16 protein-coding genes and 1 other RNA gene are annotated in these 23,951 nt (G+C 62.0%); 6 read left to right on the top strand and 11 right to left on the bottom strand.

The features are described from left to right. Positions 1 to 6 precede the first annotated feature (6 nt). From J3P89_RS08695 to J3P89_RS08660, 8 genes are all read right to left on the bottom strand, one after another. Complete coding sequence (locus J3P89_RS08695) at positions 7 to 297, bottom strand: type II toxin-antitoxin system RelE/ParE family toxin (protein ID WP_434697274.1); 291 nt, start codon at positions 295 to 297, stop codon at positions 7 to 9. Then, positions 290 to 535, bottom strand: a complete 246-nt coding sequence (locus J3P89_RS08690; protein ID WP_434572966.1) for a type II toxin-antitoxin system ParD family antitoxin — start codon at positions 533 to 535, stop codon at positions 290 to 292. The genes J3P89_RS08695 and J3P89_RS08690 overlap by 8 nt, the downstream gene beginning before the upstream one ends. Before the next feature lie 201 nt (positions 536 to 736). Further along, an RNA gene (gene ffs / locus J3P89_RS08685) (signal recognition particle sRNA small type) lies at positions 737 to 833 on the bottom strand. Positions 834 to 1,102: 269 nt separating this feature from the next. After that, the gene (locus J3P89_RS08680) at positions 1,103 to 2,263 is read right to left on the bottom strand and encodes a zinc-binding metallopeptidase family protein (RefSeq protein ID WP_434697273.1); all 1,161 of its coding nucleotides are present in this window, start codon (positions 2,261 to 2,263) and stop codon (positions 1,103 to 1,105) included. Positions 2,264 to 2,490: 227 nt separating this feature from the next. After that, positions 2,491 to 4,848 carry an NAD-dependent DNA ligase LigA gene (ligA, locus tag J3P89_RS08675; protein WP_434697272.1) on the bottom strand — a complete coding sequence of 786 codons (2,358 nt, stop codon included), beginning with the start codon at positions 4,846 to 4,848 and terminating at the stop codon, positions 2,491 to 2,493. A 130-nt stretch (positions 4,849 to 4,978) separates the two neighbouring features. Continuing rightward, a complete protein-coding gene (gene zipA / locus J3P89_RS08670) occupies positions 4,979 to 5,830 on the bottom strand; it encodes a cell division protein ZipA (RefSeq protein WP_434572960.1) in 852 nt (283 codons plus the stop codon). Between the two features lie 257 nt (positions 5,831 to 6,087). Continuing rightward, positions 6,088 to 9,576 (bottom strand): chromosome segregation protein SMC, encoded by a 3,489-nt coding sequence (smc, locus tag J3P89_RS08665; RefSeq protein ID WP_434697271.1) that lies wholly within the window; start codon positions 9,574 to 9,576, stop codon positions 6,088 to 6,090. Position 9,577: 1 nt separating this feature from the next. Continuing rightward, positions 9,578 to 10,237: a GntR family transcriptional regulator gene (locus J3P89_RS08660; RefSeq protein ID WP_305499923.1), complete on the bottom strand. Its 660-nt coding sequence runs from the start codon at positions 10,235 to 10,237 to the stop codon at positions 9,578 to 9,580. Positions 10,238 to 10,576: 339 nt separating this feature from the next. Between J3P89_RS08660 and xdhA the strand changes: the two genes are divergently transcribed. The 4 genes from xdhA (at position 10,577) to guaD (ending at position 16,706) form a co-directional block, all read left to right on the top strand. Next, positions 10,577 to 12,031, top strand: a complete 1,455-nt coding sequence (gene xdhA / locus J3P89_RS08655) for a xanthine dehydrogenase small subunit (RefSeq protein ID WP_434697270.1) — start codon at positions 10,577 to 10,579, stop codon at positions 12,029 to 12,031. Further along, positions 12,024 to 14,423 (top strand): xanthine dehydrogenase molybdopterin binding subunit, encoded by a 2,400-nt coding sequence (gene xdhB, locus J3P89_RS08650; protein WP_434697269.1) that lies wholly within the window; start codon positions 12,024 to 12,026, stop codon positions 14,421 to 14,423. The genes xdhA and xdhB overlap by 8 nt, the downstream gene beginning before the upstream one ends. Positions 14,424 to 14,544: 121 nt before the next feature. Further along, positions 14,545 to 15,381 carry a xanthine dehydrogenase accessory protein XdhC gene (gene xdhC / locus J3P89_RS08645; protein WP_434697268.1) on the top strand — a complete coding sequence of 279 codons (837 nt, stop codon included), beginning with the start codon at positions 14,545 to 14,547 and terminating at the stop codon, positions 15,379 to 15,381. Between the two features lie 20 nt (positions 15,382 to 15,401). Next, on the top strand, positions 15,402 to 16,706 hold the full coding sequence (guaD, locus tag J3P89_RS08640) for a guanine deaminase (protein WP_434672447.1): 1,305 nt from the start codon (positions 15,402 to 15,404) through the stop codon (positions 16,704 to 16,706). A gap of 184 nt (positions 16,707 to 16,890) precedes the next feature. Here the strand turns inward: guaD and J3P89_RS08635 are convergent, their stop codons facing one another. Then, positions 16,891 to 17,655, bottom strand: coding sequence for a GntR family transcriptional regulator (locus J3P89_RS08635; RefSeq protein ID WP_305499918.1), 765 nt, complete (start codon positions 17,653 to 17,655; stop codon positions 16,891 to 16,893). Between the two features lie 242 nt (positions 17,656 to 17,897). Between J3P89_RS08635 and J3P89_RS08630 the strand changes: the two genes are divergently transcribed. Beyond that, complete coding sequence (locus tag J3P89_RS08630) at positions 17,898 to 19,088, top strand: benzoate/H(+) symporter BenE family transporter (RefSeq protein ID WP_434697267.1); 1,191 nt, start codon at positions 17,898 to 17,900, stop codon at positions 19,086 to 19,088. Positions 19,089 to 19,254: 166 nt separating this feature from the next. On the opposite strand, the gene J3P89_RS08625 is transcribed toward J3P89_RS08630, so the two are convergent. Beyond that, entirely contained in the window at positions 19,255 to 19,596 is a 342-nt protein-coding gene (locus J3P89_RS08625) for a YggL family protein (RefSeq protein ID WP_434572947.1), read from the bottom strand. 234 nt (positions 19,597 to 19,830) lie between these two features. Between J3P89_RS08625 and dacB the strand changes: the two genes are divergently transcribed. Next, entirely contained in the window at positions 19,831 to 21,297 is a 1,467-nt protein-coding gene (dacB, locus tag J3P89_RS08620; protein ID WP_434697266.1) for a D-alanyl-D-alanine carboxypeptidase/D-alanyl-D-alanine endopeptidase, read from the top strand. A gap of 131 nt (positions 21,298 to 21,428) precedes the next feature. On the opposite strand, the gene J3P89_RS08615 is transcribed toward dacB, so the two are convergent. Then, on the bottom strand, positions 21,429 to 23,813 hold the full coding sequence (locus J3P89_RS08615) for a sensor domain-containing diguanylate cyclase (RefSeq protein WP_434697265.1): 2,385 nt from the start codon (positions 23,811 to 23,813) through the stop codon (positions 21,429 to 21,431). Between the last annotated feature and the right edge of the window lie 138 nt (positions 23,814 to 23,951).

The raw sequence follows: 23,951 nt of genomic DNA, 5'->3' as shown, positions 1-23,951 counted from the left end.
GCGCCGTCACAGCCTCCGAAATGTATCCATCCGATCATGGAGCACACGAACAATCACAACCCCGTAGGTTGTGATTTTTAAGTAAATCATGTGCCGTTCGATACTACGCCGACGGTACCCAACTCGGATGTGGTCACATGCTGGAGCTGTTTCCGGCTGTTGCGCCAGTTCCTGGAACGCCGTTGAGATGACATCGATGTATCGATTGGCCTGCCCTACGCCCCAATGCTGGACGGTATAAGTCCAGACTTTTTCAAGATAACGCTCGGCGGCCGGTGCAAGGCGATACTCAGCCATGCGCTTCCAGCATTCTCTTTTTGAATGCATCGGGATCGAATGATTGCGGATTTCCGCTGGACTCACCCTCTTTCAGGGCTGACCGGATAGCTTCGAGTTCGGCGCTACGCTCCTGCTCGCGCCGAATCAGATCGCGGATGTATTCGCTGTCATTGGTGTAGTGTCCCGCTTCGATCTGAGACTTGATCCAGCCGTCCTGCTGGTCGGTAACGGTGATGGTTTTTCGCACGGTACCCATGAATAGCCTCCGGGGAGAATGGCCGATTCAGGCGAAATTATCATACTATTGGTGCGATATCGAGATAGCCAAGGGCTTATCCCAGCCCAAATCTGGACAATGGAAACCGCCGCCTCGATCAGACCTCGAACCGAGCAGTGAAGCAAAAAATAAGGGATTGGCAAACCTTGCGAACGAAGGCCTGGGGCGTTATGGAGGCAACCCCACCAGCCACACCCCGGCACACAATGTTCCCGCTGTGGCTGCTTCCTTCCGGATCTGACCAGGTTCACGGGTAATCGTTGCGGGGGGACCGATGGGGTCACCATAACGACGCCCGCCTGACGGCGAGCCGCGCCATTGTACCTATCTGACAAGAAGTTACAACCGTTCGTGAGGGATTAAAAACTGATTAAGCTCAAGCACTTGCTTGGGCTGATCTGCACACATCAACCCGGATGCAGGCGGGCCGGACGCTTTCGCGAGCAGGCTCGCTCCCACAGAACAGATAAGGTATCCAAAGGTGGGAGCGAGCCTGCTCGCGAAGGCGTCGGTACATTCGAGATAGGGGCAGCCTCCTTCCACAGGCTACAACAGCACCTCATCCGCGCGACCACCCTCCTCCTGAATCACCAGATGGATGAAATGCAGCTTGGTGATCACCGCCGCCGGCACGACGAACGGGTAGAAATCCGGCTGGCCCATACTGCGCGAGAGCTCGTTAAGCATGCCGGCCAGTTCGATCCAGGCGTTGACGAATGACAGGAACGCCGCGCCGCCGGTGTGCTCGGGGTCGAACAGGGTTTCGGGGGGAAATGGCTGGTAGTCGAAATCCATTTCCCGCGCGCTCATGCCAAAGCCCAGCGCCGTGTCCACCGCGTCCATCATGTGCAGGTAATGAGCCCAGGTTTCGGCCCAGTCCTCCCACGGATGCATGGTGGCGTAGGCGCTGACGTAACGGGACTGCCAGTCCACCGGCGCGCCTTGCTGGTAGTGCCGCTCCAGGGCTTCGGAATAGCTGGCGCGCTCGTCGCCGAACAGCTCGCGGAAAGGTTCCAGCCAATGGCTGTCGCCAATCAGGCGATCCCAGTAGTAATGACCCACCTCATGGCGAAAGTGCCCGAGCAAGGTGCGATACGGCTCGCGCATCTGCTGACGCACGTGTTCGCGGTGAGCATCGTCGGCCTCTTTGATATCGAGGGTGATGAGTCCACTGGCGTGCCCGGTCGTCGGCGGTTTGCCGTCGAGGTCGACGCCGATGAAATCGAAGGCCAGGCCGATATTCTCGTCGACGGTCTTCGGAAGGACCGGCAAGCCGAGGGTGATCAGTTGCGCTACCAGGCGACGCTTGGCGGTTTCGACCTTGCGCCAGCGCTCGGGATTTTCCGGGACCGACAGGTCGGGAATCGTGCGGTTCAGGCTGCAAGCGATGCACAGCGTGTCTTGCCCGTTGGCAGGCAGCAGCCAGTTACACGACGCCGGGGTATCGAGATTGGCGCAGCGACGAAACAGTCCCGCCTGCGGATCGACATCCAGGGTCCAGGTATCCGGTTGCGCGTCGGGTTGCAGGGACGACAGGCGGCTCTGCTCCGGCTGATAGCCCAGCGCCGCCAGGCAGGCCAGGCACTGGCTGTTGCGAAAGAACAATGACTGGCCGCAGCGACACGGCCAGATCTTGCTGTTGCGTGATCGGTCGCCCAGGAACGGCGCAGCGATGCGTGAGCTCAGTTGTTCGAAGAAGCGGTACATGGCGATCTCTCCCTGGAGCCTGCAAGACTAGATCACCCTGCGTGCATGATCGTTCCCACGTTCTGGCCATGGACCACAACCCGTGGCGAGGGAGCTTGCTCCCGCTCGGCGGCGCAGCCGTCGTAAACCGGCTGATGCGCTCCACCTGGAGGGTGCGTCGTTCCGGTTGGGGCGGCTGCGCCACCCAGCGGGAGCAAGCTCCCTCGCCACAAGAGCGGGCTGCCCACTCACACTGTGATGCCATGCCCCTTCAAGAAATCGACGAAGGCTTGTTCGTCGAGCACCTTGAGCCCCAGCTCATTGGCCTTGGCCAACTTCGAGCCGGCGCCCGGCCCGGCCACCACGCAATGGGTCTTTGCCGACACGGAACCGGCCACCTTGGCGCCGAGGCTTTCCAGCTTGTCCTTGGCGACGTCGCGACTCATCAATTCCAGCGAGCCGGTCAGCACCCAGGTATGCCCCGCTTCAGGCAAACCCTCGACGACTTTTTTCTCGCTCTGCCAGTGCATGCCGAAATCGCGCAATTGCTGCTCTGCGGCCACGGCCAGCTCGCGGCTGGCGGCGCTGGCGAAGTACTCCCGCACGGCGTTGGCCTGCTTTTCCGGCAATGCCTGGCGCATGTCCAGCCAGTCGGCATTCATGACCGCTTCGAGGGAGCCGAATTTGTCCGCCAGTTTTTGCGCCCCGCCCGGTCCGACCGAAGGGATGTGCAGCTTGTCGAGGAAGCCGCCCAGGGTGGTGCTGGCGGAAAACTCGGCGCCGAGTTCGCCCTGGTCCTGAATCTCCAGGCCATGACGCAGCAAATCCTTGATGACCTGGCGATTGTGCGGATCCTCAAAAAAGCTGTGGATCTCATGAGCGACTTCCAGGCCGACATCCGGCAAGTACGTCAGCACTTGGGGCAAGGCCGCCTGCACGCGCTCCAGCGAACCGAGGGAGCGGGCCAGGACCTTGGCGGTTTCCTCGCCCACGTCCGGAATGCCGAGGGCATAGATGAAGCGCGCCAGGCTCGGCTTCTTGCTGTCGACGATAGCCGCCAGCAGGTTCCTGCTCGACAACTCGGCGAAACCTTCCAGATCGACCACTTGCTCGAACGTCAGCGCGTAGAGATCGGCTGGCGAGCCCACCAGACCTTCATCCACCAACTGCTCGACGCTTTTTTCACCCAGGCCTTCGATGTCCATCGCCCGGCGCGAGACAAAGTGGATGATCGCCTGCTTGAGTTGCGCGCCGCAGGCCAGTCGACCGACGCAGCGGTACACCGCGCCTTCGCTGACGGTTTCGCGGCCCTTGCTGCGTTTGATCAGTTGCGTGCGCTCGACATGGGAACCGCAGACCGGACACTGTTCAGGCACCTGCACCGCCCGGGCGTTGTCCGGACGACGCTCGGTGACGACTTGCACCACCTGCGGAATGACGTCGCCGGCGCGGCGAATGATCACCGTATCGCCGATCATCAAGCCCAGCCGCGCTACTTCGTCCATGTTGTGCAGCGTGGCGTTGGCCACGGTCACGCCAGCCACCTTGACCGGCTTGAGCCGCGCCACGGGGGTGACGGCGCCGGTGCGGCCGACCTGGAACTCCACGTCCAGCAACTCGGTGAGTTCTTCGCTGGCGGGGAATTTATGCGCGATGGCCCAGCGCGGCTCCCGTGCCCGAAAACCCAGCTCGCGCTGCGAGGCGATGCTGTTGACCTTGAACACCACGCCGTCGATTTCGTAGGGCAGCGAATTGCGCCGCTCACCGATGTCGCGATAGTAGTCCAGGCATTCGTCGATGCCGTGGGCCAGCTTCAGCTCGCGGCTGACGGGCATGCCCCAGGCCTTGAGCTGCTTGAGGTTGCCGATGTGGGTATCGGCGATGTCCGAGGTCACCTGGCCGATACCATAGCAGCAGAACTCCAGGGGACGGTTGGCGGTGATCCTCGAATCCAGCTGGCGCAAGCTGCCCGCCGCGGCGTTGCGCGGGTTGGCGAAAGTCTTGCCGCCCGCCTCCAGTTGCGTAGCGTTGAGCCGCTCGAAACCGGCCTTGGACATGTACACCTCGCCACGCACCTCCAATACCGGTGGCCAGCCGCTGCCCTGCAGCTTGAGAGGAATATTGCGCACGGTGCGCACGTTGACACTGATGTCCTCGCCCGTGGTTCCGTCACCGCGCGTCGCCCCGCGCACCAGCATGCCGTCCTGATACAACAGGCTGACGGCCAGACCATCGAGTTTCGGTTCGCAGCTGTACTCCACCGCCGCGCCAGCGCCGAACAAATCGCCCGTGGGCAAGTCCAGACCTTCCGTCACCCGGCGGTCGAACTCACGCATGGTGTTTTCATCGAAGGCGTTGCCCAGGCTGAGCATCGGTATCTCATGACGCACCTGGCTGAACGCCGACAGCGCCACGCTGCCGACCCGCTGGGTCGGGGAATCGCTGGTCACCAGCTCCGGATGCTGCTCTTCCAGGGCCTTGAGTTCGTGGAACAGGCGATCGTACTCGGCGTCCGGGATGGTCGGTTCGTCAAGGACGTGGTAGCGATAGTTATGCTGGTCCAGCTCGGAGCGCAGCTCCAGGATGCGGGTTTCGACGGCGTTCATGGGTGTTCTCTCATAAAGCAAAAGAGCAGCCTGGGCTGCTCATTTTTCAAGAATTTTTTGGGGAGGGCTTCGCCCTCCAGCGGGAGCAAGCTCCCTCGCCACAAAAAAAGCTCCTGGCCAAAGACTGACTTCAGCGCTTCTGGGTCAGTGCCCGGCGCTCGAACTCGACGATGCGCTGGCGGTAATGCTCGATGGTCTGGGCGGTCAGCACGCTGCGCTGGTCATCCTTCAATTCACCGTTGAGTTCCTGGGCCAGCTTGCGAGCCGCGGCCACCATCACATCGAAAGCCTGTTTTGGATGGCGCGGGCCTGGCAGCCCGAGGAAGAAGCTCACCGCCGGGGTACTGAAATGATCGATGTCGTCCAGATCGAACACGCCTGGCTTGACGGCGTTGGCCATGGAAAACAGCACCTCGCCATTGCCTGCCATGCTTTCGTGGCGATGGAAAATATCCATTTCGCCGAAACGCAGGCCACTTTCGAGGATGTTCTGCAGCAGCGCCGGGCCCTTGAAGCCGGCTGGATCGCGGCAGATCACACTGATCACCAGCACTTCTTCAGCCTGGGCCTGGTCCTTGTCACCGTTGGAACCGGAGGCCTTGCTCTCGTCCGGGAAATCACCGTCGCGGCTGCTGAAGCCTGGACCGCCATCAAGATCCAGGTTCAGGTTCAGGTCGCCCTGGGACGGCTCGCTGTTGCGCTTGCCGCGCTTGGAGCCCGACTCACGTGGCTCGCGCGCCGGCGCGCTCATGGACGGCAGGTCGTGTTCGTCCAGCTGCGGCTCCTTGTGGGTATCCAGCACCCGGGGCGGGCCCAGCAGTTCGGCACTGTCATCTTCATCCGGCAGGTTCGACAGGCTGCGATCCAGGCGAAACTTGAGTTTCCCCTTGCCGCCGCGCATGCGACGCCAGCCGTCGAAAAGAATACCGGCAATGACAATGATGCCGATGACGATCAGCCACTCGCGCAGACCGATTTCCATGTAATCCCGTGCCTCTATAAAAATGCTGATAAATAAGGGGCTTAGCTATTTGCAAACCGCTTTAAAACGTGGCGCCAACTCTATGTTCTGAATGGCGTTTTGCCCACGCACACGAAAAATTGACATTAAACTAGCACGACCAAAGACAACTTTACACCGTCTGTCGCATTGGCTTATGCCCAATCTGTGAATTGAGTGACAAGCCAAAAGGGTAAAAAGGCCTACAACGCCCTACGCAAAGCGCCTACAGACATGCTTTACGCATCAACCATCGCCATGGCCTCTTCCACATCCACCGCCACCAGTCGCGAGCAACCCGGCTCGTGCATGGTGACGCCCATCAACTGATCGGCCATTTCCATGGCGATTTTGTTATGGGTGATGTAGATGAACTGCACCGTTTCAGACATTTCCTTTACCAAGCGTGCGTAACGGCCGACGTTGGCGTCGTCCAGTGGCGCATCGACTTCGTCGAGCATGCAGAACGGCGCCGGATTCAACTTGAAAATGGCAAAAACCAGGGCCAATGCGGTCAGGGCCTTTTCGCCACCGGAAAGTAAATGAATGGTGCTGTTCTTCTTGCCGGGAGGACGCGCCATGATTGTCACCCCAGTATCGAGTAGATCTTCGCCCGTCAGTTCCAAATAGGCACTGCCGCCGCCGAAAACTTTCGGGAAAAGTGCCTGCAAACCGCCGTTGATCTGATCAAAGGTATCCTTGAAGCGATTGCGGGTTTCCTTGTCGATCTTGCGAATGACGTTTTCCAAGGTCTCCAGCGCCTCCACCAGGTCATCGTTCTGGGCGTCGAGGTAGCGCTTGCGCTCGGACTGCTGCTGATACTCGTCGATGGCGGCCAGGTTGATCGCGCCCAGGCGCTGGATGCGCGCGGCGATGCGTTCGAGTTCTTCCTCGGCCTCTTTCTCGTTGGCACCTGCCACGAGGGTGGCGAGCACTCCGTTGAGGTCGTACCCGTCCTCCAGCAACTGGTCCTGCAAGGCTTTGCGGCGGACCGTCAGGGCCTGCCATTCCATGCGCTGCTGCTCCATCTGGCCGCGAATCAGCTGGGATTGCTGCTCGGCCTGGCTGCGGCGCTTCTCCGCGTCGCGCAGTTCGCGGTCGGCGTCCTCCAGCGCGATCTGCGCGGTCTTGAGTTCTTCGTCGACGCTCATGCGCTTGTCGAGCAATTCCTCGAGTTTCAGCCGCAGCTCCTCCAGCGGCGCCTCGCCCTCCTCCAGGTTGAGGCTCAGCTGTTCGCGCTTTTCGGTGAGGCGTTCGGATTGCATTTCCAAACGTTCCAACGCCTGGCGCGTGGAATCGTACTGGGCCTGGAGCGAGCCCAGGCGCACTGCCAGCTGATGGGCATGATCCTTGTGTTGGCGCGCTTCCTGGCGCACCCGATCGAGGCGTTCGCGCAGGCTGTCACGCTGGGCCAGGAGCAATTCGCGTTGTTCGGTGTCCAGCGCCATGGCGTCGAGGGCTTCCTGCAGTTGCAGGCGCGCCTCGCCGATCTGTTCGTGCTCCAGCGCTCGCTGTTCGCCCAGCTCGGCGATTTCTTCATCGAGACGGGTGCGCCGCAGGGCCAGTTGTTCAACCTTGGCCTTGCCGGCGGACAGCTGCGCCTTGAGTTCGCCCTGCTGGCGCGCCTCGTCCTGCAACAACCGGCGCAGGTGTTCGCGACCGTTTTCCTGCTGGCGCTGTTGCGCCCGCAGGTTCTGCAATTCGGTTTCCAGGGCTTCGACGCTGGCCTCGCGCTCTTCGCGCTCGGCGACCAGACGCTGGATTTCCTGGCCACGGGCGAGCATGCCGCTTTCGGCCTCGCCGGCCCGGCGCACCCGCAGGAAATGCCGGCCGAGCCAATACCCGTCACGACTGATCAGGCTCTCGCCGACGGCCAATTGACCACGCAAGGCCAGCGCCTGCTCCAGGCTATCCACGGGTTTGACCTGACCCAACCAGGGCGACAAGTCAACCTGGGCCTCGACTTTGTCCAGCAGGCTTCCAGGGATCCGCACGCCATCGCCAGCCGGACTGAGCAGGCGCAAATCGCCTTGGGCAAACCCCGAGAGATCGAAGCCGGCGAAATCGTCCACCAGCACCGCTTGCAGGTCGGCGCCCAGCACGGTTTCCACCGCCAGCTCCCAGCCCGCGTCGACTTTCAACCCCTCGGCCAGACGCGGGCGCTCGGCCAGATGTTGGTCGCGCAACCACTCGGCCGTGCCGGTGCCGGGGTCCAGCGCGGCCTGTTGCAAAGCTTCCAGCGAGGCCAGGCGGCCGTTGAGGCGTTGCAGTTCGCCCTGGGCCTGCTGCTGGTTCTGCAAGGCCATTTGCAAGGCTTGGCGCAGTTGCTCCAGCCGCTCGACCTGGGCGTCCTCGCTGGCCTGCAAATCTTCCAGGGTCGCTTCGCTGGTGGCGAGCTGCTCGCTCAGGTCGAGGATCGCCGCGTCTTCCGGATCCGCAGCGAGCAACGCCCGCTCTTCAGCCAGGCGCCGTTGCCGTTCAGCCAAACGCTCCATGCTGGTTTCGAGCTGCTGGATGCGCGACTGCTGCACCTCGGCCTGGCGCCGCGGTTCGGCGGAGGTCAAGTTGAAACTGTCCCACTGCTCCTGCCATCCGTGCATGGTCAGCTCGGCTTCTTCCAGGGCTGCCGCGGCCTCTTCGGCGGCAGCGCTGGTGATTTCCTGTTCCGGCACAAGACGGTCCAGCTCTTCACCAAGGGTCAGCAACAAGGTGCGGTCGTGGCCCAGGTGGGATTCGGTTTCCAGGCGCGCGCGCTCGGCTTCCTTCAAATCGTCCTGCAACTGGCGCAAACGCTGCTGGCCGTGCTGGATGCTCTGTTCGACCCGGGCGATGTCGCCGCCCACCGAATAGAAGCGCCCCTGCACCAGATTGAAGCGCTCGGACAGTTCGTGGTGCCCGTCGCGCAAGCGCTCGATCGCGGCATCGGCATTGCGCTGCTCGGCCACCAGTGCTTCGAAGCTGACTTCCTGGTTGCCGATGATCGCCTCACGCTGGCCGACCTGTTCGTTCAACGCCTGCCAGCGCAAGGCCGACAGTTGGGCCTTGAGCTGGCGCTCTTCGCCCTTGTATTCCTGATACTTCTTGGCGGCCTCGGCCTGGCGATGCAGTCGTTCGAGCTGACGTTCGAGCTCTTCGCGCAGGTCGGTCAGGCGCGCAAGGTTCTCGTGGGTACGGCGGATGCGGTTTTCGGTTTCGCGGCGCCGCTCCTTGTACTTGGAGATGCCGGCGGCTTCCTCGATGAAATTACGCAGGTCTTCCGGCTTGGCCTCGATCAGCTTGGAGATCATGCCCTGCTCGATGATCGAGTAGCTGCGCGGGCCCAGGCCGGTGCCGAGGAATATATCGGTGATGTCGCGGCGACGGCATTTGGTGCCGTTGAGGAAATAGCTGTTCTGGCTGTCGCGGGTCACTTTGCGACGAATGGAGATTTCCGCGTAGGCCGCGTATTCACCGATCAAAGTGCCGTCGGAGTTATCGAACACCAGTTCGATACTGGCCTGGCTCACCGGCTTGCGACTGGTGGAGCCGTTGAAGATGACGTCGGTCATCGATTCGCCGCGCAGGTTCTTGGCCGAGCTTTCGCCCATCACCCAGCGCACGGCGTCGATGATGTTCGACTTGCCGCAGCCATTGGGCCCGACCACCGCCGCCATGTTACTGGGGAAGTTCACCGTGGTCGGGTCGACGAAGGATTTGAATCCCGCCAGCTTGATGCACTTGAGCCGCACGTCAGGCAGCCGTCAGGGCCGAAACCACCAGATCGCAACTGCGCTGGGCATAGGCCGTCAGCACGATGCGGATCTGCGGCAGATCGCGGGCCAGCACCGCAACAAGCAGGCGCTGGAACAGGTCGAGGAATTCGCTCATTTCAGCCTTGCGCTGCTCAAGTGCCAGGAAATAGGCGCGGCTCATTGCCGGCTGCAGGTTCTCGACGGTCTCCTGCAAATACGGATTGTCGGCAAACGGATAGGCCGCGCGCATCACGCTGAAGCTTTCATCGACAAAGGTACGGATGTCCTGGCGCTCGTAAGCTTGCTGGAGGCGCTGCTGGATCGCCACGAACGGGGCCATGTCGGCCTGTTCCTTCCAGCCATGAGCCACCGCGTTGCCCAGCAGGATGTAGAGTTCGCTCATCAACGCGCACAGGCTGCGCACCTTGTGTTCGGTAAGCTCGGTGACGTGGGCGCCACGGCGCGGCAGGATAGCGATCAGATGACGCCGCTCGAGGATCAGCAAAGCCTCGCGGACCGAGCCGCGACTGACATTGAGCGCCAGCGTGACCTTTTGCTCCTGGATGCGCTCTCCCGGTTTCATTTCGCCGCGAATGATGCGTTCGGCGAGGTAATGGGCGATTTGCTCGGCGAGGCTGTCCGGGGCCTTGAACGTCATGGTTGTCCTTCAAACTCTTCGATCTGCACAAGCGGCGCAGTGTAGCGCACTCGATACGTCATGGCGCAGGGCCTGCACCGGGTTTTTGGCACGATATAAGCAAAAAAACCTGTAGGAGCGAGCCTGCTCGCGAAAGCGCCGTAGCAGCCGGCGAATGCTTCAACTGAACCGGCGCCTTCGCGAGCAGGCTCGCTCCCACAGAGGGACCATACTGAATACGTTGAGTATCGACAAAACAGCTTTTCTTGACCTTTAAGTCAGAAAATCGTTGACCGAAAAGTCAGAACTGCTAAATTCAGCCCACGTCGATACAACAATAATGAATCTGCGAGGCCTTCCGTGATCCAGTTTTTACTCAACCAGGAACTCCGTAGCGAGCACGCCCTGGACCCGAACCTGACCGTGCTCAACTACCTGCGCGAGCATGTAGGCAAACCCGGCACCAAGGAAGGCTGCGCCAGCGGCGACTGTGGTGCATGCACCGTGGTGGCGGGCGAACTGGAAACGGACGCGAACGGTAGCGAGCGCATCCGCTACCGCAGCCTCAATTCGTGCCTGACCTTCGTCTCGTCGCTGCACGGCAAGCAACTGATCAGCGTCGAAGACCTCAAGCACAATGGCCAGTTGCACAGCGTCCAGCAGGCGATGGTCGACTGCCACGGCTCGCAATGCGGTTTCTGCACCCCGGGCTTCGTGATGTCACTGTTCGCCCTGCAAAAGAACAGCGAACAACCCGACGCCCACAAGGCCCACGAAGCCTTGGCCGGCAACCTGTGCCGCTGCACCGGCTACCGGCCGATCCTGGCGGCGGCCGACCAGGCCTGCTGCGGCAAACAACCGGACCAGTTCGACGCCCGCGAAGCCCAGACCATCGCCCGCCTGAAAGCCATCGCCCCGACCGAAACCGGCGAGCTCAACAGCGGTGACAAGCGTTGCCTGGTGCCGCTGACCGTGGCCGATCTGGCTGACCTCTACGACGCCTATCCGCAGGCGCGGCTACTGGCTGGCGGCACCGATCTGGCGCTGGAGGTCACGCAGTTTCACCGCACCCTGCCAGTGATGATCTACGTAGGTAACGTCGCCGAACTCAAGCGCATCGAGCGTTTTGAGGACCGTTTGGAGATCGGCGCCGCCACCGCGCTTTCCGATTGCTACGAGGCATTAAAAGCCGAATACCCGGATTTCGGCGAACTGCTGCAGCGTTTCGCCTCGCTACAGATCCGCAACCAGGGCACATTGGGCGGCAACATCGGCAACGCCTCGCCCATTGGCGACTCCCCGCCTCTGCTGATCGCCCTCGGCGCGCAGATTGTGCTGTGCAAGGGCCAGACCCGCCGCACCCTGGCCCTGGAAGACTATTTCATCGACTACCGGGTAACCGCCCGCCAGGAAAGCGAATTCATCGAAAAGATCATCGTGCCCCGAGCCAGCGCCGAACAGACGTTCCGCGCCTACAAGGTTTCCAAGCGCCTGGACGATGACATTTCCGCGGTCTGCGCGGCGTTCAACCTGCGCCTTGAAAACGGTCTGGTGGAGGACGCCCGTGTCGCCTTCGGCGGCATGGCCGCAACGCCCAAGCGTGCCAGGCACTGTGAAGCCGCATTGATCGGCGCGCCGTGGAACGACAGTACCGTCGAACGCGCCTGCGCGGCCCTGGCCGAGGATTTCACGCCGCTGTCGGACTTCCGTGCCAGCAAGGAATACCGTCTGCTCAGCGCCCGCAACCTGCTGCGCAAATACTTCATCGAGCTGCAAACGCCGCACATCGAGACTCGGGTGACCGCTTATGTCTAACCATCACGCCGCAGAGAAGACCCAGGCCGAACTGGCCGAGCTGTTCGCCCGCGACCTGACCACGGGCGTGGGCCGCAGCGTCAAGCACGACAGCGCTGCCAAACACGTGTCCGGCGAAGCCCAGTACATCGATGACCGGCTGGAATTTCCCAACCAGTTGCACGTCTACGCTCGGCTGTCGGATCGCGCCCATGCGCGAATCCTGCGTATCGACACCACGCCCTGCTACGCCTTCGAAGGGGTGCGCATCGCCATTACCCATCAGGACATACCAGGCCTGAAGGACATTGGCCCGTTGTTGCCCGGCGACCCGCTGCTGGCGATCGATGACGTGCAGTTCGTCGGCCAACCGGTACTCGCCGTGGCGGCCAGGGATCTGGAGACCGCACGCCAGGCAGCCATGGCCGCGATCATTGAATATGAAGACCTCGAACCGGTGCTGGATGTGGTCGAGGCGCTGCGCAAGCGGCACTTCGTGCTCGACAGTCACACCCACCAGCGCGGCGATTCGGCCACGGCGCTGGCCACCGCCGAACATCGCATCCAAGGCTCGCTGCACATCGGCGGCCAGGAACACTTTTACCTGGAAACCCAGATTTCCTCGGTGATGCCCACCGAAGACGGCGGCATGATCGTCTACTGCTCGACCCAGAACCCCACCGAAGTGCAGAAGCTGGTGGCCGAAGTGTTGGGCGTGTCGATGAACAAGGTCGTGGTGGACATGCGCCGCATGGGCGGCGGCTTTGGCGGCAAGGAAACCCAGGCCGCCAGCCCGGCCTGCCTGTGCGCCGTCATCGCGCACCTCACCGGCCAGCCGACCAAGATGCGCCTGCCCCGGGTGGAGGACATGCTGATGACCGGCAAGCGCCATCCTTTCTATATCGAATACGACGTTGGCTTCGACGACACCGGGCGCCTGCATGGCATCGCCCTGGAACTGGCCGGCAACTGCGGTTGCTCGCCGGACCTGTCGGCCTCGATTGTCGACCGGGCGATGTTCCATGCCGACAATGCCTACTACCTGGGCGATGCGACCATCAACGGCCATCGCTGCAAGACCAACACCGCGTCGAACACCGCTTACCGTGGTTTCGGCGGGCCCCAAGGCATGGTCGCCATCGAAGAGGTGATGGATGCCATCGCCCGGCACCTGGGGCTCGACCCGCTGGCGGTGCGCAAGGCCAACTACTACGGCAAGACCGAGCGCAACGTCACGCACTACTACCAGACCGTCGAGCACAACATGCTCGAGGAAATGACCGCTGAACTGGAAGAAAGCAGCCAGTACGCCGAGCGCCGCGAAGCGATCCGCCGCTACAACGCAGGCAGCCCGATCCTCAAGAAGGGCCTGGCGCTGACGCCGGTGAAGTTCGGCATTTCCTTCACCGCCAGTTTCCTCAATCAGGCCGGGGCTCTGATCCACGTCTACACCGACGGCAGCATCCACCTGAACCACGGCGGCACGGAAATGGGCCAAGGGCTCAATACCAAAGTCGCCCAGGTGGTGGCCGAGGTGTTCCAAGTGGAAATGGACCGCGTGCACATCACCGCGACCAATACCGACAAGGTCCCGAACACCTCGCCCACCGCCGCGTCCAGCGGCGCCGACCTGAACGGCAAGGCCGCGCAGAATGCCGCCGAAACCATCAAGCAACGCCTGGTGGAGTTCGCCGCGCGGCAATACAAGGTCAGCGAAGAAGACGTGGAATTCCACAACGGCCACGTGCGGATGCGCGATCACATCCTGACCTTCGAAGCGCTGGTACAACAGGCCTACTTCGCCCAGGTCTCGCTGTCGAGCACCGGGTTCTACAAGACCCCGAAAATCTACTACGACCGCAGCCAGGCCCGTGGCCGGCCGTTCTATTACTACGCCTTCGGCGCCGCGTGTGCCGAGGTGATCGTCGACACCCTCACCGGCGAATACAAGATGCTGCGCACCGACATCCTCCACGACGTTGGCGCCTCGCTGAACCCGGCCATCGACATCGGCCAGGTCGAGGGCGGTTTCATCCAGGGCATGGGCTGGCTGACCATGGAAGAACTGGTGTGGAACGACAAGGGCAAGCTGATGACCAATGGCCCGGCCAGCTACAAGATCCCGGCCGTGGCCGACATGCCGTTGGACCTGCGGGTGCGACTGGTGGAAAACCGCAAGAACCCCGAAGACACGGTGTTCCATTCCAAGGCCGTGGGCGAGCCGCCGTTCATGCTCGGCATCGCCGCGTGGTGCGCCATCAAGGACGCCGTGGCGAGCCTGGGGGATTATCGGCAGCAACCGAGAATCGACGCGCCGGCGACGCCGGAGCGGGTGTTGTGGGGATGTGAGCAGATGCGCCAGTCAAAGGCTGTGAAGCCTGCGGCAGCCGAGGCTGAGCTGGCTCCGCTTTAGACCGCGACGCGGCCTTCGCGAGCAGGCTCGCTCCCACAATGGATCGGTGTTCACAAATCCCTGTGGGAGCGAGCCTGCTCGCGAAAGCGGCCTGACAGACAACAAAGATGTCGAGGTGAATATGTACAACTGGATCAGCGCCCTCGCCGACCTGCAAACCCGCGGCGAACCCTGCGTGCTGGTGACGATCATCGAGGAGCTCGGCTCCACCCCACGCAATGCCGGCTCGAAGATGGTCATCAGCGCCCGCCAGACATTCGACACCATTGGCGGCGGTCATCTGGAATACAAGGCGATGGAGATTGCCCGGCAGAAGCTTGCCAGCGGCCAGCAGAACACCCATCTCGAGCGCTTCAGCCTCGGCGCCAGCCTGGGCCAGTGCTGCGGTGGCGTTACCGTGTTGCTGTTCGAACCCATGGGCCAGGTCCAGGCGCAGATTGCCGTGTTCGGTGCCGGTCATGTCGGCCGCGCCCTGGTGCCGCTACTGGCGAGCCTGCCTTGCCGGGTGCGCTGGATCGACTCGCGGGAAGCGGAATTTCCTGAGCAGTTGCCCCACGGCGTACAGAAAATCGTGACTGAAGACCCGCTGGACGAAGTCGATGAGCTGCCCGCCGGCAGCTACTGCATCGTCATGACTCACAATCACCAGCTCGATCTGGAACTGAGCGCCGCGATCCTCAAGCGCAACGACTTTGCCTACTTCGGCCTGATCGGCTCGAAGACCAAACGCGTCAAGTTCGAACATCGCCTGCGTGATCGCGGCTTCGACAGTGGCGCCCTGCAACGCATGCGCTGCCCGATGGGCATCGGCGAAGTCAAAGGCAAGCTGCCCGTGGAAATCGCCATCTCCATCGCCGGCGAAATCATCGCCACCTACAACGCAGATTTCGGCCAGCACACCTCCCGCGCCGAACCCATTGCCAGGTTGCTGCCGGTTTCGCGCCGCAGCCAGCGTTAACCCTGTTATCGAGAATTCCCATGCCCCTGACACGCAAAGCCTACCGCGCCGCCCTGCTCCACAGCCTCGCCGATCCGGCCGAAGTCGGTATCGAGGCGTCCTATGAGTATTTCGAGGATGGCCTGCTGGTAGTGGAAAATGGCCTGATCAGCGCTATCGGCCACGCCAGCGATCTGTTGCCGACCCTTCCGGCGGATATCGAGATCACGCACTACCAGGACGCCTTGATCACTCCCGGCTTCATCGACACCCATATCCACCTGCCGCAGACCGGCATGGTGGGCGCCTATGGCGAGCAGTTGCTGGATTGGCTCAACACCTACACGTTCCCCTGCGAAAGCCAGTTCGCCGACCCGGCCCACGCTGAGGCGGTGGCGGACATTTTCGTCAAGGAATTGCTGCGCAACGGCACCACCACAGCCCTGGTATTCGGCAGTGTGCACCCGCAATCGGTGAACGCATTTTTTGAGGTTGCCGAGAAACTCGACCTGCGGATGATCGCCGGCAAGGTCATGATGGACCGCAACGCGCCGGACTACCTGGTCGACACCGCCGAATCCAGCTACACCGAGAGCAAGGCGCTGATCGAACGCTGGCATGGCAAGGGTCGCCTGCATTACGCCGTGACCCCGCGCTTCGCGCCGACCAGCACGCCGGAGCAGCTGACCCTGGCTGGCCAGTTACTCGGCGAATACCCGGACCTGTACATGCAGACGCACATCAGCGAGAACCTGCAGGAAGTGCAATGGGTCAAGGAGCTGTTCCCCGAGCGCAAAGGCTACCTGGACGTCTACGACCACTACCAATTGCTCGGCGAGCGCTCGGTGTTCGCCCATGGCGTGCATCTGTGCGACGAAGAATGCGCACGCCTGGCGCAAACCGGCTCGGCCATCGCGTTCTGCCCGACCTCGAACCTGTTCCTGGGCAGCGGCCTGTTCAACCTGCCGATGGCCGAGAAACACAAAGTCAACGTGGGCCTTGGCACCGACGTGGGCGGCGGAACCAGTTTTTCGCTGCTGCAAACCCTGAACGAAGCCTACAAGGTCATGCAGTTGCAAGGTGCGCGACTGAGCCCGTTCAAATCGCTGTACCTGGCCACCCTTGGCGGCGCCCGCGCCTTGCGCCTGGAAGACCGGATCGGCACGTTGCAGCCGGGCACGGACGCGGATTTCCTGGTGCTGGACTACAATGCCACGCCGCTGTTGAGCTATCGCCTGAAGCAGGCCAAGGACATGGCCGAGCGGTTGTTCGTACTGATGACCCTGGGGGATGACCGGACGGTGGCGCAGACTTATGCGGCAGGCCGGTTGGTGCACCAGCGCTAACTTTCAGCGCCTGCCAGACCGCTTTCGCGAGCAGGCTCGCTCCCACAGGGTTGCCTGACCCCAGAAGCCAGATTGGTGTCCAACTTTTTGGAGACAGTCCAGGATCAGTGTGACCAACACAAATCCACTGTGGGAGCGAGCCTGCTCGCGATGGGCGCGCCTCGGCATCGCTGACTCAACTCAATCAGAGCTTGGCCGTCGACCGCCCCGGCTTCTTGCTCTGCAACAAATGCGAGAACACTGCATGCAGATCATCCGACGCGCTTTCTTCGTCGAGGTTGAGCTTGCTGTCGATGTGATCCATGTGATGCATCATCAGGTTCACCGCCAGGGCTGCGTCACGGGCCTCGATGGCGTCGATCAGCTGGGTGTGTTCGTCATAGGAACAGTGGGAACGGTTACCGCTTTCGTACTGGGCGATGATCAACGAAGTCTGTGATACCAGGCTGCGCTGAAAGCTGATCAGCGGCGCGTTTTTTGCCGCCTCGGCCAGCTTGAGGTGAAACTCGCCCGACAACCGGATGCCGGCGCCACGGTCCCCCCGGGAAAAACTGTCGCGCTCGTCGCTGACCATTTGCCGCAGCTCGGCAAGCTGTTCGGCGCTGGCGTGCTGTACCGCCAGCTCAGTGATTGCCTTCTCCACCATGCGCCGGGCAAAGAATACCTGGCGTGCCTCTTCGACACTCGGGCTGGCGACCACCGCACCGCGATTCGGGCGCAGCAGCACCACGCCTTCATGGGCCAGGCGCGACAGCGCGCGACGAATGATGGTGCGACTCACCCCGAAAATCTCCCCAAGCGCCTCTTCGCTCAACTTCGTGCCAGGCGCCAGACGCTGTTCGAGGATGGCCTCGAAAATGTGCGCGTAGACAATATCGTCCTGGGTTCCGCTGCGGCCGGCTTTGCCTGCTCGCGGTTGTTTCTTGAGGGGTTGCAACTGTTCGTTCATGGGCACTCGAGTCGGGAGAACTGCGGCGATTTAACCGTGACTGTAATACGGCACAGCGGGTCGCTGGCAAGTATCGCGTAATAAACACGGCGATTGTACACAACCTCTGATGGCAACACGACTGTACGGCTCTTTGCGGGCATGGCTGTATTGCAATCGACAACTGCGTTGAGTTTAGGCTTGATCCGGCAATCCGTGGCTCCGCCAGTCCAGCCAATCTACAACAAGGACAACCGCTCACCATGACCGAAATCAGCACCGCGCCACTTCGCCCCCTGGCCGATACCTCGCCCTCGGCCATCGTCGCCGGTTTCATCGCCATGATGACCGGCTACACCAGCTCACTGGTACTGATGTTCCAGGCCGGGCAGGCGGCGGGGCTGACCAGCGGGCAGATTTCATCCTGGATCTGGGCCATCTCCATCGGCATGGCGGTGTGCTCCATCGGCTTGTCGCTGCGCTACCGCACGCCAATCACCATCGCCTGGTCAACACCCGGCGCAGCCTTGCTGATCACCAGCCTGGGCGGCGTGAGTTATGGCGAAGCCATCGGCGCGTACATCACCTGTGCGGTGCTGGTGACGATCTGTGGCCTGACCGGCAGCTTCGAGCGCCTGGTCAAACGCATTCCGGCTTCGCTGGCGGCCGCGCTGCTGGCGGGAATCCTGTTCAAGATCGGCAGCGAAATATTTGTCGCCGCGCAACATCGCACCGGCCTGGTGCTGGGGATGTTCTTTACCTATCTGATCGTCAAGCGCCTGTCACCCCGCTATGCGGTATTGGCCGCGCTGCTGGTCGGCACCGCCTTGTCGGGCTTGCTCGGGCTTCTCGACTTCAGCGGTTTCGCCCTGGAAGTGGCGACACCGGTCTGGACCACGCCAGAATTTTCCCTGGGGGCCACCATCAGCATCGGTATCCCGCTGTTCGTGGTGGCGATGACCTCGCAGAACATGCCTGGCATCGCCGTGCTGCGCGCCGACGGCTACAACGTACCGGCCTCGCCATTGATCACCAGCACCGGCGTTGCGTCGCTGTTGCTGGCGCCATTCGGTTCCCATGGTATCAACCTCGCCGCCATCAGCGCGGCGATCTGCACCGGGCCACATGCCCATGAAGATCGCGACAAGCGCTACACGGCGGCCGTCTGGTGCGGGATTTTCTACGGCTTTGCCGGGGTTTTCGGCGCAACGCTGGCGGCGCTGTTCGCTGCGCTACCCAAGGAGTTGGTGCTGTCCATCGCGGCATTGGCGCTGTTCGGCTCGATCATCAATGGCCTGAGCATCGCCATGAGCGAAGCGAAGGAACGGGAAGCGGCGTTGATCACCTTCATGGTTACGGCGTCGGGGTTGACGCTGTTTTCCATCGGCTCGGCGTTCTGGGGGATTGTCGCGGGGGTGGTGACTTTGCTCATCCTGAACTGGCGGAGTGCCTGAATCTTGAAAGCTTCGCGAGCAGGCTCGCTCCCACATTGGGTCGGTGTTCACACATCCCCGGTGGGAGCGAGCCTGCTCGCGAAAGCGACCTGAAGGACAACAATTACCCAACCGACAGGCACAAAAAAACCGGCACCCAAACGGGTTGCCGGTTTTTTTCAGACCATCAAGCCTTGTTGATCGGCTTTTCCGGATACCAGACATCCATCAGCGGGCTGACTTCAACACTGGTCAGCTCAGGACGGGCCTTGAGCCAGGCTTCAACGGCAGCGCGCTGCTCTTCGGTCACCGAGCCACGCTTTTGCAGGCAGACCAGACCATAGTCGTCACCGCCGACATAGCCCAGGCCATTGGCTTCCATGGCTTCTTTCAGGAAAGCGTCGAGGAAAGCGTCAATAGCCTCATCGGCCAGATCTTCTTTGAAATCCAGGTTCAGTTCGAAACCCAGCTCTTGAAATTCATCCACGCACAGCTTTTTGCGCAGACGCTGGGAACGGTTAGTCGCCATTGGAACAATCCTCATAAGTAATAACGGCCGGCACTTTACCAGTTTGGTGCGTCGATTGCCCGACTGATCGGGCAAGTCCGCCTACCGCCGGTAAAAAAATACCGCTTCGCTGGGCTTGGGCACGGCACAAGCCGTTGCGCCTTGGGGCATAATGCCGACACTTTCATGACCGTTGAGGGCGTTCATTTTCATGTCCTCGTTCTTTTCCCCCTCGCCTGCAGGGTTTTATTTCACATGATCAAATCTTTGCGCCCATTGCTTCTGGCCAGCCTTCTTCTTCCTTTGGCCCTGCCTGTCTCCACCCAAGCCGCCACCATCAACACCGCCCTGTCGCCGAATGTGCAAAAGGCCCTGAAGAACAGCAAACTGCAAGACAACGCCCTGTCCCTGGTGATGGTACCGCTCAACGGCCCCGGCACCCCGACGCTGTATAACGCCGATGTCTCGGTGAACCCGGCGTCCACCATGAAGCTGGTGACGACCTACGCAGCCCTGGAAATGCTCGGGCCGAACCATCAGTGGAAAACCGAGTTCTACACCGACGGCACCCTCAGCGGGGGCATTCTCAACGGCAACCTGTACCTCAAGGGCGGCGGCGATCCCAAGCTGAACATGGAAAAGCTCTGGCTGCTGATGCGTGACCTGCGGGCCAACGGCGTGCAGCAGATCACCGGCGACCTGGTGCTGGACCGCAGCTTCTTCATCCAGCCGCAATTGCCCGAGTTCAACGACGACGGCAATGACGAAAACAAACCCTTCCTGGTCAAGCCCGATTCGCTGCTGGTCAACCTCAAGGCGCTGCGCTTCGTGGCCCGCAATGACGCTGGCCGGGTGCTGATATCGGTCGAACCGCCCATCGCCAGCATCCGCATCGAGAACGTGGTCAAGGCCGCCAACTCCAAGCAATGCACCGGTGGCGTGCGCTACAACCCGGTGGCCCAGGCGGACGGCAGCATGACCGTGACCGTCAGTGGCCAACTCGGCGAGGGTTGCAGCTCCCAGACCTACCTGTCGCTGCTCGACCATGCCACCTACACCGCTGGCGCCGTGCGAGCGATCTGGAAGGAGCTGGGCGGCAGCATCCAGGGCAGCGACCGCCTGGCCGCGACGCCGAAGAACGCCAAACTGCTGGCCCGGGCGTTCTCCCCGGACCTGGCGGAGATCATCCGCGACATCAACAAATACAGTAACAACACCATGGCCCAGCAACTGTTCCTGAGCCTGGGCGCGGAGTTTCGCAACGAGGCCGACGGCGACGATGCCAAGGCTGCGCAGCGGGTGGTGCGCCAGTGGCTGGCCAAGAAAGGCATCACCGCGCCGCACCTGGTGATGGAAAACGGCTCCGGCCTGTCCCGCGCCGAACGGGTCAGCGCCCGGGAAATGGCGGCGATGCTGCAGGCGGCATGGCGCAGCCCGTATGCGGCGGAGTTCATCAGCTCGATGCCCATCGCCGGCACGGACGGCACCATGCGCAAACGCCTCAAGACCACCGCCATGGCCGGCGAAGCGCACGTCAAGACCGGTACGTTGAACACAGTCCGCGCCATTGCCGGCTATAGCCGCGACATCAATGGCAATACCTGGGCGGTCGTGGCGATCCTCAACGATCCGAAGCCATGGGGCGCCTCCTCCGTGCTCGACCAGGTGCTGCTGGACTTGTATCGCCAGCCGAAACTGCCGCAGACGGCGTCGGTGCTCTGAGCCAGCCCCAACACAAAACCAGATGTGGGAGCGAGCCTGCTCGCGAAAGCGCCGGAACATTCAGCCTCTTCATGGACTGAATCACCGCTTCGCGAGCAAGCTCGCTCCCACATCGTCTTGGGGTGAAGTAGCTATCCCAACTGCACCTCGACCCGATCCCGCCCGGCCTGCTTCGCCGCGTACACACCTGAGTCGGCGCGCAACAGCAGCGCGTCGGCACCTTCGCCGACGCGCCAGCTGGCGATGCCAAAACTGGCGGTGATGGTGCCGATGTCGTCGATCGGCGAACGCCGCAGGCCGTCCCATAACCCCAACGCCAGGGTGTAGGCACTTTCATTGTCCGTATCCGGGCAGAGCACCACGAACTCTTCGCCGCCCAACCGGCAGAATACGTCGGTGCGGCGCAGCCGTTGGGTGATGCGCTGGCAGACCGCCTGCAACACCCGATCACCCACCGCATGGCCATGCTGGTCGTTGATGCGCTTGAAGTGATCGATGTCGAGCATGATGACCGCCAGCTCGCCGGAGCCCCGTTCAACCCGGGCCATCTCCGAAGTCAGGCGCTCCTGGAAATAGCGTCGGTTGCGAATGCCGGTCAAGGCGTCGGTGATGGACAGTGCCCGCAGTTCTTCTTCCACGCGCTTGAGGTCGGAGATGTCCGAGACATAGCCGTGCCACAACACACCGCCGCCAGGCAATTGCTCGGGCGTGGCCTCTCCGCGTACCCAGCGCAGACCGCGCTGCGGAAGTTGCACCCGGTACTCTTCGCGCCACGGGCTCAATGTATCCGCCGAGATGCGGATCGAAGCACGCACCCGCGCGCTGTCCAGCGGATGGATGCGCGAAAACACCGCTTCGGCGTGCCGTACCAGCACGTCAGGCTCCAGTTCGTAGATGTCGCGGATGCCGTCGCTGGCATAGATCACGCTGAACTCACCGGTAAAGTCCATCTTGAACTGATAGATGCCGCCGGGGACATGGGCGCTGAGTTTTTTCAACAGCAGGTCCCGTGCGGCCAAGGCTTCGTGGACGCGCTTGCGTTCGGTGACGTCGATGCAGATTGCCAGGTGCCCGACCCACAACCCTTGGTCGTCGAGCACGGGCGTGGCCAGCATGTTGACCGTAAGGTGGCTGCCGTCGCGGCGCACCAGGGTCCACTCCCGAGCCTGTTGGCCGCCCTGCTCACCGCCTTCGAGCAGCATCGCATGGCACGTCGGGATTGGCTTGCCGAAACGCACGGCCAGCTGTGCGGCCCGATGCTGCAGCTCACGCGGAACGTGAAGACTTTCCAGGGTCATGCTCTGCAAGACATCGCAACTGCGGTAGCCGAGCATCTGCTCGGCGCCGGCATTGAAGGTGGTGATGACACCGCGCAGGTCGGTGGCGATGATCGCGACTTGCGTCGCGGCGTCGAGCACGCCCTTCAGTTGGCCGTGGGTGCCGCGCAGTTCCGATTCCCGGGCGTGCAGTTCCCGGGTGCGCTGTTCCACCAGCGCCAAGGCCCGCTGTCGCTGGCTGACCAACGTATACAGCAAGACGCTGAGCATCAGGCTGAGCAGCCCGCCCAACACCGTGACGCTCACGACGCTGGAATGATTGTTCGACAGGAACGCGAGACTGGGCCGCAACTCCACGCGGAAGTCATGATCGGCCAGGCGCAACATCCGGACCGCCGACAGCTCGCTTTTACCCGGTCGATTGGATGTTTCGAACAGGACTTCCCAAGGGGTATCGTGGGAGGAATCAATCACACGCATCGTCAGACTGTCATCCTCCGCCTCCGGCAGCCCATCGGCGACCAACTGGCGCATGCTGATGGCCGCCACCACGTAGCCGAACGGCTCGCTGGCCAGAGGCTTGAGAACGGGCGCCGCCAGCATCACACCTCGGGCAAAGGCCGGATCGCTCCCGATCAGATCAATGGGCTCGGAAACTACCAGGGCGTTACGCTGGCGCGCCCGTTCCAGCGTGGCACGGCGCAGTGGATGCGAAAGCAGATCCAGGCCCAGCGGCGCGCCATAGGATGGCTGGCTCTGGATATACAGCAGCGGCGCGTATTCATTCCGCTCAGCGGCCTGGCGCAGGATTCCGGCCTCGTCTCGTTCACGAACGGTAAAGGTAGTGGATACTTCGGCTCGTGCCTGTTGCTCGAATGCCTGGCGCTCCTCCCGCAGCACCCGTGGTGCCCAGGCAAAGGCCCGGGTACGCCGCAAGAGGGCTTCGGTATAGCCATGGAATTCGGCGCCAGACACTCCCGCGGAGTTGGCAAAAAACCGCCTCAGACTGTCGAGACGTTGCTCCTGGTCCTGGAAACGCTCGTCGAGGCGGCTATAGCGTTCTTCGGCGAGCAATTCGAAGCGCTGGCGCAATTGCTGGTTGAACTGCTTCAACGTGCCCCAGGCCAACAAACCGGTCAGCAGCAGGCCTGCCATCAGGACGACGCAAGCCACGAGCCATGCTGAAACATCTTCGCTGATAAAGCCCAGGATCCTGGGACGCACCTGATGTAATGCCATAAACATGACTCAGAAAGGACCAGGCATTGGTCCAGCCCCGGTCACACACTAAGTTATAGCTATTTGCCATTACTTTTGCCAGTCCCAAAAACGCCTGCAGGCCTTGAATTTCAAGGCCTGCATGGATCCAATCGACCG

It is taken from the genome of Pseudomonas sp. Z1-14 (assembly GCF_051132005.1).
In the GTDB taxonomy this organism is placed as follows: Bacteria; Pseudomonadota; Gammaproteobacteria; order Pseudomonadales; family Pseudomonadaceae; genus Aquipseudomonas.
The sequence above is the reverse complement of the archived record's forward strand: the minus strand, read 5'-3'. Positions and strand labels throughout refer to the sequence as shown.

Excerpts from the sequence above, each read along its gene's own strand:
- J3P89_RS08660 (WP_305499923.1), bottom strand. The coding sequence starts at position 10,237 with ATGACGTTCAAGGCCCCGGACAGCCTCGCCGAGCAAATCGCCCATTAC.
- J3P89_RS08625 (WP_434572947.1), bottom strand. The coding sequence starts at position 19,596 with ATGGCGACTAACCGTTCCCAGCGTCTGCGCAAAAAGCTGTGCGTGGAT.
- dacB (WP_434697266.1), top strand. The coding sequence starts at position 19,831 with ATGATCAAATCTTTGCGCCCATTGCTTCTGGCCAGCCTTCTTCTTCCT.
- J3P89_RS08680 (WP_434697273.1), bottom strand. The coding sequence starts at position 2,263 with ATGTACCGCTTCTTCGAACAACTGAGCTCACGCATCGCTGCGCCGTTC.
- ligA (WP_434697272.1), bottom strand. The coding sequence starts at position 4,848 with ATGAACGCCGTCGAAACCCGCATCCTGGAGCTGCGCTCCGAGCTGGAC.
- xdhC (WP_434697268.1), top strand. The coding sequence starts at position 14,545 with ATGTACAACTGGATCAGCGCCCTCGCCGACCTGCAAACCCGCGGCGAA.
- xdhB (WP_434697269.1), top strand. The coding sequence starts at position 12,024 with ATGTCTAACCATCACGCCGCAGAGAAGACCCAGGCCGAACTGGCCGAG.
- J3P89_RS08630 (WP_434697267.1), top strand. The coding sequence starts at position 17,898 with ATGACCGAAATCAGCACCGCGCCACTTCGCCCCCTGGCCGATACCTCG.
- J3P89_RS08615 (WP_434697265.1), bottom strand. The coding sequence starts at position 23,813 with ATGGCATTACATCAGGTGCGTCCCAGGATCCTGGGCTTTATCAGCGAA.
- J3P89_RS08635 (WP_305499918.1), bottom strand. The coding sequence starts at position 17,655 with ATGAACGAACAGTTGCAACCCCTCAAGAAACAACCGCGAGCAGGCAAA.
- zipA (WP_434572960.1), bottom strand. The coding sequence starts at position 5,830 with ATGGAAATCGGTCTGCGCGAGTGGCTGATCGTCATCGGCATCATTGTC.
- J3P89_RS08690 (WP_434572966.1), bottom strand. The coding sequence starts at position 535 with ATGGGTACCGTGCGAAAAACCATCACCGTTACCGACCAGCAGGACGGC.
- J3P89_RS08695 (WP_434697274.1), bottom strand. The coding sequence starts at position 297 with ATGGCTGAGTATCGCCTTGCACCGGCCGCCGAGCGTTATCTTGAAAAA.
- guaD (WP_434672447.1), top strand. The coding sequence starts at position 15,402 with ATGCCCCTGACACGCAAAGCCTACCGCGCCGCCCTGCTCCACAGCCTC.